The organism is Labrys sedimenti, assembly GCF_034424805.1.
Classification (GTDB): Bacteria; Pseudomonadota; Alphaproteobacteria; order Rhizobiales; family Labraceae; genus Labrys; species Labrys sedimenti.
Genome location: NZ_JAXOUF010000022.1, coordinates 78,994 through 89,513 on the forward strand (window position 1 = coordinate 78,994; position 10,520 = coordinate 89,513).

11 protein-coding genes and 1 tRNA gene are annotated in these 10,520 nt (G+C 62.4%); 4 read left to right on the top strand and 8 right to left on the bottom strand.

Going from position 1 to position 10,520, the window contains the following annotated elements; translation table 11 throughout:
• Nucleotides 1-52: 52 nt before the first annotated feature.
• The 4 genes from rpsU to U1R88_RS31015 all read right to left on the bottom strand — a co-directional run bounded on the left by rpsU (nucleotide 53) and on the right by U1R88_RS31015 (nucleotide 4,196).
• On the bottom strand, nucleotides 53-286 hold the full coding sequence (gene rpsU / locus U1R88_RS31000; protein WP_068285423.1) for a 30S ribosomal protein S21: 234 nt from the start codon (nucleotides 284-286) through the stop codon (nucleotides 53-55).
• A 150-nt stretch (nucleotides 287-436) separates the two neighbouring features.
• The gene (locus U1R88_RS31005) at nucleotides 437-1,519 is read right to left on the bottom strand and encodes a 5-(carboxyamino)imidazole ribonucleotide synthase (protein ID WP_322434781.1); all 1,083 of its coding nucleotides are present in this window, start codon (nucleotides 1,517-1,519) and stop codon (nucleotides 437-439) included.
• Complete coding sequence (gene purE / locus U1R88_RS31010) at nucleotides 1,516-2,040, bottom strand: 5-(carboxyamino)imidazole ribonucleotide mutase (RefSeq protein ID WP_322434782.1); 525 nt, start codon at nucleotides 2,038-2,040, stop codon at nucleotides 1,516-1,518. The genes U1R88_RS31005 and purE overlap by 4 nt, the downstream gene beginning before the upstream one ends.
• A 560-nt stretch (nucleotides 2,041-2,600) precedes the next feature.
• A complete protein-coding gene (locus tag U1R88_RS31015; protein WP_322434783.1) occupies nucleotides 2,601-4,196 on the bottom strand; it encodes an OpgD/OpgG family glucan biosynthesis protein in 1,596 nt (531 codons plus the stop codon).
• Nucleotides 4,197-4,462: 266 nt separating this feature from the next.
• On the opposite strand from U1R88_RS31015, the gene U1R88_RS31020 reads away from it, so the two are divergent.
• Nucleotides 4,463-5,038 carry a DNA-3-methyladenine glycosylase gene (locus U1R88_RS31020; protein WP_322434784.1) on the top strand — a complete coding sequence of 192 codons (576 nt, stop codon included), beginning with the start codon at nucleotides 4,463-4,465 and terminating at the stop codon, nucleotides 5,036-5,038.
• 80 nt (nucleotides 5,039-5,118) lie between these two features.
• Here U1R88_RS31020 and U1R88_RS31025 read toward each other — a convergent pair whose 3' ends face one another.
• Nucleotides 5,119-5,787 (bottom strand): FecR family protein, encoded by a 669-nt coding sequence (locus tag U1R88_RS31025; protein ID WP_322434785.1) that lies wholly within the window; start codon nucleotides 5,785-5,787, stop codon nucleotides 5,119-5,121.
• A 623-nt stretch (nucleotides 5,788-6,410) separates the two neighbouring features.
• Here U1R88_RS31025 and U1R88_RS31030 point away from each other — a divergent pair.
• Nucleotides 6,411-6,710, top strand: a complete 300-nt coding sequence (locus U1R88_RS31030) for a hypothetical protein (protein ID WP_068285434.1) — start codon at nucleotides 6,411-6,413, stop codon at nucleotides 6,708-6,710.
• 161 nt (nucleotides 6,711-6,871) lie between these two features.
• Here U1R88_RS31030 and U1R88_RS31035 read toward each other — a convergent pair.
• A tRNA-Glu gene (locus tag U1R88_RS31035) sits at nucleotides 6,872-6,947 on the bottom strand.
• Nucleotides 6,948-7,168: 221 nt separating this feature from the next.
• Here U1R88_RS31035 and U1R88_RS31040 point away from each other — a divergent pair.
• Entirely contained in the window at nucleotides 7,169-8,215 is a 1,047-nt protein-coding gene (locus U1R88_RS31040; protein ID WP_322434786.1) for an RluA family pseudouridine synthase, read from the top strand.
• 7 nt (nucleotides 8,216-8,222) lie between these two features.
• Here the strand turns inward: U1R88_RS31040 and U1R88_RS31045 are convergent, their stop codons facing one another.
• Both U1R88_RS31045 and U1R88_RS31050 read right to left on the bottom strand, forming a co-directional pair.
• On the bottom strand, nucleotides 8,223-8,621 hold the full coding sequence (locus tag U1R88_RS31045; RefSeq protein ID WP_322434787.1) for a hypothetical protein: 399 nt from the start codon (nucleotides 8,619-8,621) through the stop codon (nucleotides 8,223-8,225).
• A complete protein-coding gene (locus U1R88_RS31050; protein ID WP_322434788.1) occupies nucleotides 8,618-8,983 on the bottom strand; it encodes an ElaB/YgaM/YqjD family protein in 366 nt (121 codons plus the stop codon). The genes U1R88_RS31045 and U1R88_RS31050 overlap by 4 nt, the downstream gene beginning before the upstream one ends.
• A gap of 531 nt (nucleotides 8,984-9,514) precedes the next feature.
• On the opposite strand from U1R88_RS31050, the gene rpoH reads away from it, so the two are divergent.
• Nucleotides 9,515-10,402 (top strand): RNA polymerase sigma factor RpoH, encoded by an 888-nt coding sequence (gene rpoH / locus U1R88_RS31055; RefSeq protein WP_322434789.1) that lies wholly within the window; start codon nucleotides 9,515-9,517, stop codon nucleotides 10,400-10,402.
• The last annotated feature ends 118 nt before the right edge of the window (nucleotides 10,403-10,520 follow it).

Consider the following 10,520-nt stretch of genomic DNA (forward strand, 5'->3'; position numbering starts at 1 on the left):
CCAAATTGCCCGGGCGTTCGTCCCAACCAGTCAATGGCTCGGAAAATCAGACTTACTTCTTCACAACGCGGGGCGTTGCGGGAATCAGGCCTTCGCGCTGCAGCTTCTTGCGGGCCAGCTTGCGGGCGCGGCGAACGGCCTCGGCAGCCTCGCGGGCGCGCTTTTCGGACGGCTTCTCGTAATGGCCGCGCAGCTTCATTTCACGGAAGATGCCTTCACGCTGCATCTTCTTCTTGAGCGCCTTCAGCGCCTGATCAACATTGTTATCGCGAACGAGAACCTGCACGCGTGCTGTCCTATTATCCTGGTGTGAATCGCTGCGGCGGCTTGGCAACAGAGAGACCCGGTGCCAAGGCACCGCCGAATTTGGAAGCGGCGTCATAACAGAAGGGATCGCCGCTGTCCATATTGATTAGCATGGATCAGCGAGATCCAATTAGCGGGACTTTGGGCTGATCCGGGTGACATGGCCCATTTTCCGGCCGGCACGCGCTTCGCGCTTGCCGTAGAGATGCACGGAGGCGTTCGGTTCGGCGGCCAGACCCTGCCAGGAATGCACGCTGTCGCCGATCAGATTGGTCATCACGGCGTCGGAATGGCGCTCCGTGGAGCCGAGCGGCCAGCCGCAGACGGCGCGCACGTGATTCTCGAACTGGCTGACCAGGCAGGCATTCTGCGTCCAGTGGCCGGAATTGTGCACGCGCGGGGCGATTTCATTGACCAGGACCTGGCGGTCCGAGGTGACGAACATCTCGACGGCGAGCACGCCGACATAGTCGAGGGCGGCGATGATCCGGGCGGCGATGTCGCGGGCTTCGACCTCGACCAGGGCCGAAAAATGCGAAGGTACGATCGACTGGTCGAGAATATGGTCGTGATGCAGATTCTCGGTGAGGTCGTAGGTGCGGACGGCACCATCATCGGCCCGGACGGCGATCACCGAGACTTCCGTCTCGAAGGGGACGAAGGCCTCCAGGATGGCGGGCTGGCCCCCCATGCGCGCCAGCGCTTCGGAGAGGTCGCTGCCAGGGCGGATGATGGTCTGGCCCTTGCCGTCATAGCCGAAGCGCCGGGTCTTGAGCACGCTGGGCCGGCCCAGGGCTGCAACCGCGGAAGCAAGATCGGCATGGCTATCGACGGTCCGGAATTCGGCGGTGCCGATGCCGAGCGAGCGCACGAAGCTCTTTTCCGTCAGGCGGTCCGCCGTGGTTTCCAGCGCGAGCACCGCTGGCAGCACGGGGCGGGCGGCCGAAAGGATGGCGGCGGTGGCGGCCGGGATGTTCTCGAACTCGTACGTGATGGCGTCCACGCTCTGCGCGAACGCCGCCAGCGCCGCCTCGTCCTCATAAGCCGCGCAGGTGAAGCGCTCGGCGACCTGGAAGGCAGGGCTGGTATCGTCGGGGCAATAGATGTGGCAGCGAATGCCGAGCTGGCTGGCCGCGAGGGCCAGCATGCGGCCGAGCTGGCCACCGCCGAGAATGCCGAGCATGCCGCCCGGGCCGACACGTACCGCATTCATGCCTTCACCGTGTCGTCGGAAACGGGATGATCGGCGACCGCGGCCGTCTGGGCGGCGCGCCAGCGCTCGAGCCGCGTCGCCAGGGCCTCGTCGCCGAGGGCGAGCACGGCGGCAGCCAGCAAAGCGGCATTGACGGCGCCCGCGCGTCCGATCGCCAGGGTGCCGACGGGTATGCCAGCTGGCATCTGCACGATGGAATGCAGGCTGTCGACGCCCGAAAGCGCCTTGGATTCAACGGGCACGCCGAAGACGGGCAGGGCGGTCAGGGCCGCCGCCATGCCGGGCAGATGGGCCGCTCCACCGGCACCGGCAATGACCAGCTTGAAGCCTTTCGCCTTTGCCGATTTGGCGAAGTCGTAGAGCCGGTCCGGCGTGCGGTGCGCCGAGACGATGCGAGCTTCATAACCGATGCCGAGCGTGTCCAGAGTCTGCGCCGCGTGACGCATCGTGGCCCAATCGGACTGACTTCCCATGATGATGGCGACAGGTACGGCCTGCCCCGCCGCGGTGCTGGATGGCATCGGGACTCCCTTCGGTAAAAGGGGTGTCTAGAGCAAGACGCCGTTTTTGGGAAGGTGGCAACGCTTTACATAGTTGAGTCGCGCATCAGCACGATCGCGAGACACTCTCGTCGTCTGCAAAAGCTGCTGGGATCTGCCGGAGCTGACGCGCCAATTCCCAGCCGGAGGGTCTGTGCTTCGGATGAAACCAGCCTGCTCCTTTCGCCAACCAAGCTTTTCGAAAATCGATCGCTGATCCAACCAGCTGATCTTCATATCCGAATTCGACACCGCAGCATGAGCAGATTTCATAGGTCGGACTGCGGCCGTCGTGGCCATATTGGGCATAAGGCTGCTCGAGACCGCAGACACGGCAGAAATTGGTGGGCTCACATATCACTGCGCGAATGCTGGATCTCCACTCAGGGCCAATATGCCCGGCGTCTGTCGTTTCATTCAAACCACGGAGAGACCTTTGCGGCGGGCTCTCTCGCAATTGGTGTCGCGTGATTTCTTCTTTTCTAGCAATGGCTACCGGGGATTTGCCCCGGTAGCCAGCTGATGTCTCAGATCACCCGCCGCTATGCGAACGGATGGTACTGGTAGAGCCAGGTCTCGCTCAGCACCTTGTCACCGAGCTTGAGATAGCAGCGCAGTTCCACCGGTTCGGGTCCCGTGGCGTGCAGGTCGAACTGGGCACGCCAATGGCCGTTGATGCCGTCGGGCACCGCTTCGGTGAAGATGTAGGATAGTTCACCGCGCGAAGCGGTGATGATCGGCTCGGGCTTGACGCCATAGGGCAGGTCCTTGAGCGGATCGCCGAGGAACTCGATCACGAATTTGCGCAGGCCGACCGGCCGCTGCGTGCCGGGATGGCCGCCATTGCCCAGCCGAGTCGCCACCACGCGGGCGAGATTGGTCGGGAAGGGCTCGTCCGCGGCCCAATGCAGGCGGTATTTCAGCGTGAATTGCTGGCCTGCCTTGACCGGATCCTTCGGCACCCACATCGCCACGACATTGTCGTGGATCTCGTCATTGGTGGGGATCTCGATGAGCTGCACGGTGCCTTCGCCGAACGGGGCCAGCGGCTCCACCCACAGCGAAGGGCGCAGATCATATTTGACGCCGTCGAGGTAATGATCGAACAGGCGGTCGCGCTGCAGGAGCCCGAAGCCGCGCGGGTTGGTGTCGGTGAAGGTCGAGGTGGTAGTCGCCGGCACGTTGTTGAGCGGGCGCCAGATATGCTCGCCGCCGCCCGTCCACATGGCCAGGCCGTCGGAATCGTGCACTTCGGGACGCCAGTCGATCGCGGTCTGCTTGGCCGTCTCGGAGAACCAATACATCGAGGTCAGCGGCGTCAGACCGAAGCGGCTGATGTCGTTGCGGGTGAAGACCTGCGCCTCGATATCCATCAGCACGGCCTTGGAGCGCGTCATCAGGAAGGAGAAGGCGCCGGCGACGGAGGGGCCGTCCAGGAGGGCATAGACCTTGACCTGGTCAGCGGAGCCCGGGACGGCTTCCAGCCAGAACTCCTTGAAATCAGGGAATTCTTCCTGGTGGGGTGGATTGGGGTCGGCCGCGTTGACGGCAAGGCCGCGGGCCGACAGGCCATATTGGTAGAGCTCGCCGATGGCACGGAAATAGGAGGCGCCAAGGAAGGCGACCCAGTCGTTCTTCTTCCAGTCGACGGAGCCGGTACGAGGTTCCTGGAAGCGGAAGCCGGCAAAGCCGACGCCGTCGGGCATGGCCTGGGCCGGGCTGTCCGGCGGCATGTCGAAGGAGGCCTTGCGGTAGATGATCTCGCTGGCGTTCTTGCCTTCGACCACATTGATGGTGACCTTCTTCTGGAAGAAGGTGCCGAGATGGAAGAAGGTGACCGGAAAGGGCGCCGGGCCATTGGCCCACAGGGCGTCCTCGGTCTTGAACTTGATCTTGCCGAGTTCCTCATAGGTCAGCTTGGAGGTGATGTCCGGTGCCGGCTTCTCGGTCGGAACATAGGCCTCCATCGCCAGCTTCTTGGCGCGCTCGACCAGGCCCTCGAAAGAGAAAGGCGCAGGCGGACCGAAGGTCAGCACGCCCTCGTCGGCGAATGCTGCGGTGGGAAGGCCCAGTGCCATCAGGGTCGAGAGACTTACGGCTCCCTGGAGGAAAAGCCGCCGGTCGAAAGCGTCGTTCATCAACAAGTTCCTAACTTCTAGAGCAAAACGCGTTCAAGCGTGAACGCGTTTTGCTCTAGCTCTTTGTTTCGACGCGTCTTTGCGATTCGAGGTGATTCCGTCCAATCGCAAAACGCTTTACTGCGCCCGCAAGCTAAACAGGGATTATCGGCTGTCAATGCCGTGGCGCTTCAAACCGCGCCGATTTCGTGACAATAGATTAATTTGACTGATGATTTTGCGCAAAAAAGCGCAAAAGCGCCCAATAATCTTTCAAAATCTGAGAAATGCCTGATTCCGCCCTGGTCTATGCTCCCGCCGCGTTCTACAGGCGCGACGTTCTCGCTGTCGCCGAAGATCTGATCGGCATGACTCTTCTGGTCGACGGTGTCGGAGGCGTCATCGTCGAGACCGAAGCCTATGATCGCGACGATCCGGCCTCCCACACTTTTCGCGGGCCGACGCCGCGCAACGCCGTAATGTTCGGTCCGCCGGGCCACATCTACATCTATCTGTCCTACGGCATGCATTGGTGCGCCAACATCGTATCCGGAGAGCCCGGCCGCGCCAGCGCGGTGCTGCTGCGAGCGCTCGAGCCGACGATGGGGCTGGATCGCATGGTGCAAAGGCGGGGGCTCGCCAATCCGGCCCTGCTGTGTTCAGGACCCGGGCGGCTTTGCCAGGCCTTGGGGTTGACCGGCAACCAGAACGGGCTGGCGCTGATGCAGCCTCCCTTCGAGCTGCTGCGACGATCCCATGAGCCGCCCATCGTTATCGGGCCACGCATCGGCATCAGCAAGGCGGTCGAGCGGCCCTGGCGCTTCGGCTGGAGCGGCTCGAAATTCCTCAGCAAGAAGTTCTGACATCCCTGGCGCGCAAACGGAAACGGGCCCCGAAGGGCCCGCCTGTCCTGCAATTGCCTGGTCAGCTCGGCTCGACGCCCTTACTTGCCGCCGAAGGTGTCGCAGATCTTGGAATTGGGAGTGCCCGTGCAATGCTCGGTGGGCGAACCCGCGGCCGGCACAATGCGGATGATACGGTCCTCGCCGACCAGCGCCGTCTCGCCCGGCTTGACCAGCTTGCAGTAGCGAATGGGGCGCCGCGGCGGGCAGATGAAGGTCTTGCCCTCATAGAGCGTGATCGCACTGGTTGGGGTGCGCGAATCGACCTGGAATTTGGTGCCGCGCACGCCGATCGATGCCTGGGGAGCATGGATCTTGTAGGCGCTCTTGGCCGAATCGCCGGTGGCGAAGCGGAAGGCGCCCTTGGCGAATTGCAGCACGACCGACTTGGCCTTGCCATTGCCGGCATAGACGAAGCTATCGAGCGTGACCGACGACTTCGAGCCGAGCATCAGATGGGTGTTGTCGAGAAAGCGCAATTCGATCACGCCACTCGGTCCGGTGACGATCTTTTCGCCCTGATGCACGCTGGAGCCGATTTCCAGGCGCCCGGACATCGAACCGTGCACGGCGGGCGTCAGGCCGACGACGTCGCCGATGACTTCGGGTCCCTGTTTCGCCGGGGCGGTCTGGGCGGCGGCCGTCTGCATGGAGAAGGCAGCAAGCAGAGTGAACAGCACCGGTGCCAGGCGGAGGAAACGTAATGTCATGACAAATATCGAACCGTTACTCGAAGGTGGGATCAACGCGGTATCCAATTGAAACGATCATAGCGCTGCGACTGCTGAAAAGTGAAGGCTTATTAAGCATGTTCAGAGCTCGTCCCTTGGAAATCGGGCGGCCTGTTGCGTTTTTGCATCGCGATCTAACGCAATGTATCGCGTTGCGATCAGATGGTGACAGGTGTTCTGACAGCAGTAGCTACGGAAACGCTCGGATTAGAATTGTCATGATTAGGCGATTTAGGGAGGAGGGTTTCTAGAATTCCATTGGGTCATTCATCCTTTTTGGGTATTTCTTACGCAGAGGTATTTGAGGCGCCATGCCTCCCTGCGTGGTCGGATCCCATCCTAATCACCATGGGTTGCTGAACGAGGCCACGCTGGCGTCGGTGGTACTTTGTCTGGTTGAAAATTATTGCTGACCCGGCTGGAGAGATGTGCCGGACATCCCTAAGGCGGCGGCCTTATTCGTACGGGGCCGGTGGTATCCGGGGCGCGGTCTTCCCAACATTTGCCGAAATTGCAACGCATAGCTGCTCAGCCTTTGTTGCACTGCAACATTGGGCGAATCCTGCTATGGTGTCGTCAAGTGAAAGAGAAGGCATAGATCCGTGAGCGAGACCTGGAACACGAAATTCGGCAGCAGGCGCGTCAAGCAGGCCCTTCCGACCATCGAGGAGGCCTTGTTCGCCGCCGAGTGCCTCAATGACGACTTCGACCAGCAGGTCGAGATTGCCGCATCGCTGCTCGGTGTCGGGGTCGAGGAAGTACGTGCGGTCGCCAAGCGGTCGGTGAAGCCGGTCGAGCGCCGTCTCAGCCTGCCGATCGCCAAGTCCCCCCGTGCGGCTGTCGCTCCGCGGGCTGTGGTGGTTGAATATCGTACGCCCAAGCGGCTGGTTGGCATGCGCTGACGCGCAGGCCGCTTCCCATCCGTGACGAAAATCTGCCGGGCGCCGTGGGAAACCGCGGCGCTTTTCATTTGCGCATGAAATGACCAGCCGCGAGGCACCAGAAGGCGCTATAAACCGATAGGTGCAATGGAAATGCTTGCTCAGGCGCCTGAAAAAGCGAATGGCGCTCCCAACCGGACTCGAACCGGTGTTTTCGCCGTGAGAGGGCGACGTCCTAGGCCACTAGACGATGGGAGCAGCGGCAAGGAGTGCGCCTATAGCGGCAAATCAGGACGGCGGCAAGCGGCAATCTGCGCAATCTGCCTGTTTATGGTTTGAATTCTTCGCATGGCAGGCATTCGCGCCTGAAGCGTTCCGCAATTCGACAGAAACGGCCTGAATTGCAAAGGCGCGTCGAAACAAAGAGTTAGGGAATAATCACGTTTCCACTCAGCCCCATTTTGCTCTAGTACCCGCCTATGAATAGCATCGATAGCAACTCCGAAGAGACGTTTTTTGAGGTCACCGAAGCCGGCGAGCGCATCGACCGCTTCCTGGCGCGCCAATGCCAGGCGGCCGATAGCAGGCCCGATCTGCAGCCCTTGTCGCGCACGCGCATCAAGGCCCTAATCGAGGCCGGTCATGCCAGTATCGACGGCCGGGCGGTGCTCGATGCCGGCCAGATCCTCAAGCCGGGGCAGCGGGTGGCGCTTCGGGTCCCGGAACCCGAGCCTGCCGAACCGCAGGGCGAAGACATTCCCCTTGCCGTTGTCTATGAGGACGACGACCTCCTGGTCATCGACAAGCCGGTCGGCCTCGTGGTGCATCCGGCCGCCGGCCATGAAAGCGGCACGTTGGTGAATGCGCTCATCGCGCATTGTGGTGATTCGCTGTCGGGCGTGGGCGGTGTGAAGCGGCCCGGCATCGTGCATCGCCTCGACAAGGACACGTCGGGCCTGCTGGTGGTCGCTAAGAACGACAGGGCTCATCAGGGCCTGGCGGCCCAGTTTGCCGATCACGGCCGCACCGGACCGCTGGAGAGGGCCTATCTTGCCTTCGTCTGGGGGGCGACACGCCCGCACGGCACCATCGAGACCGGCATCGACCGCTCGACCCGCAATCGCGAGAAGATGGCCGTGGTGGCGCTCGGGCGCGGGCGGGAAGCCATCACCCATTATTCGCTGGTGGAAGCCCTGGGTAGCCAGCTTTCGGGCAGCCACGGCGGCCAGCCGTTGGTCAGCTTGGTGGAATGCCGGCTGGAGACCGGCAGGACCCACCAGATCCGCGTGCATATGGCCCATCTCGGCCATCCGCTGCTCGGCGATGCCGTTTATGGCAGTGGCTTCAAGACCAAGGCCGCGTTGCTGCCGGAGGCCCCACGCGCAGTGCTTGCCGGCCTCGGTCGGCAGGCACTGCATGCCCGGCTGCTCGGTTTCGAGCATCCGGTCAGCGGAAGGCATCTGGTGTTCGAAAGCCCGTTGCCGGCCGATCTAGCCGCCTTGGCCGAGGCCCTGCGCAGCGGCTAAGAGCTATTCAGCGTTTGCGCCCGAGCCAGAAGCCGCCGGCCAGGGCTGCGAGCGCCAGAGCGCTGCTAACCGTCTTCTTGTCTGGCAGGCTCTCCTCGACGACGCCCGCTGCGGTAACCAGGGTCGCCGCCAGGAGCCGGCGGCGCTTGGCTTTCTTCTCGGCGGCCTGGGCCACCACCAAGGCCAGGACGGCGAGCACCGCAAATCCGCCGCCGAGCGCCGCGTCCGCCCAATAGGGGCCATAGGTTTCAGCCAGGAAACGGTGCAGGCTGATCAGCCCGATGATCGCCATCGCGACAAGGCAGCAGCCGGCGGCGAGGCGCCAGAGGAGGACCGTGCCGTACTGACGCAGGACGGCACTCAACTCCTCCTTGGCGAGAGCGCCCAAGGCAAGGAGACGGGTCACGAGCGCCCCTTGCTCCACAGGCCGAGGATCAGGCCGATGCCGGCGGCCAGCGCCACCGATTGCAGCGGCTTACGCGTGATGTAGTCGAGCGTGGCCCTCTGCAGGTCGGATGCCTGTTCCTGGGCGGCGCCGCGAAGTTCACTGGCCTTGGCGCCTGCCTCGTTCACCTTGTCGTCGAAAACTTGCCTGGCATGCTTGGCTTCCTTGGACAGGAATTTCGACCAGGAGCTCTTCTCCGCATCGACATAGGCGCTGAGCTGTTCGGTCAGGCGGGCAACTTCCGCCCTCAAAGCGTCGAGGTCCTTGCCGAGGCTCTCGGAAAGATCGGCCTTGGCCTGAGCGGTGCGCTTATCGCCGTCCATACTGATGTCTCCTGTCTCGTCAACAGTGAAGGGCCGCGCCGGTTTCCCATCGCGAGTTGCGATGCGGAAGGCATTCCTGGAAGAGTTAGGCCGGCTGGCCGCTGGTGCAAGGTAAACAAAGTGTTACGGTAAACGCGGCGGCATGGGTGGCGGTTCCCTTCGCCGGAAATCGATTAACATCCCTTAATTTGACAATGTTACCGAGCTGTCACATTAATGCATGGCCGTCCGCAAAAGATTGCAACGCGAAATCGCCGCAATCGGGCGCATGATAGTTTGGGTGATCGGGATTGGTCCGTGCCTCGGCAGTCTGGGTGACGAGTGTCCCATGGCTGGCGAGATCCTCGGTGGAAGCAGGTCAATAGATTTGCCGGGCTGGCACATGCGGGGCCGCTAGATATCGCGCTTTGAAGGTCCGCGAGGGTCTTCACAAAGGCCGGTGTCGTCCCCATATCACGTAGGCGCCGTCTGCTCTGAAGGAGGGATGGCGATTTGAACCGCCCTCGATGGGGGTTCAGAGGAGAGGAACATATGGCTTCTGCCGCGCTTCCCGTCTTGGCCACCGAGAGTGGCCTGTCGCGTTATCTTGAAGAAATTCGTCGCTTCCCGATGCTCCAGCCGGAGCAGGAATACATGCTTGCCAAGCGTTGGCGCGAGCATGGCGATCGTGAAGCCGCTCATCAACTGGTGACCTCGCATCTGCGGCTCGTGGCCAAGATCGCCATGGGCTATCGTGGCTATGGCTTGCCGCTGGGTGAAGTGGTCTCGGAAGGCAATATCGGCCTGATGCAGGCCGTCAAGCGCTTCGAGCCGGAGAAAGGCTTTCGGCTCGCCACCTACGCGATGTGGTGGATCCGGGCTTCGATTCAGGAATATATCCTGCGCTCGTGGTCGCTGGTGAAGATGGGCACTACCGCCAACCAGAAGAAGCTCTTCTTCAACCTGCGCAAGGCCAAGAGCCAGATTTCGGCGCTGGACGAAGGAGATCTGCGTCCCGACCAGGTCAAGTCGATCGCCAAGTCGCTGGGCGTGCAGGAGCATGAAGTGGTGGAGATGAACCGCCGTCTCGGCGGCGACGCTTCGCTGAATGCTCCCGTACGCGAAGAAGGCGACGGCGAGTGGCAGGACTGGCTGGTGGATGATGCCGCCAACCAGGAGACCCGACTGGCCGAGACGGAGCAAAGCGAGAACCGCTCCACCGCGCTGCGCCAGGCCCTGAACGTGCTGAACGATCGTGAGCGCCGCATCTTCGAGGCACGCCGCCTTGCCGATGATCCGATCACGCTCGAGGAGCTCTCCGACGAGTTCGGCGTCTCGCGCGAGCGGGTGCGCCAGATCGAGGTGAGAGCCTTCGAAAAGGTACAGGCGGCTGTGCGCTCCGGCGTTGCCCGTATCGAGGCGGCGCACGCACCGGCTTGATCTCGCTTCGATAGCCGAAAGGGAAGCCGCCTTCGGGCGGCTTCAGACTGCTGACAAACCAGTAGCGTTTGTCAGCAGTTTTTGATTCACTGGGTCATGTTGAAGAAGGCCGGCCCCG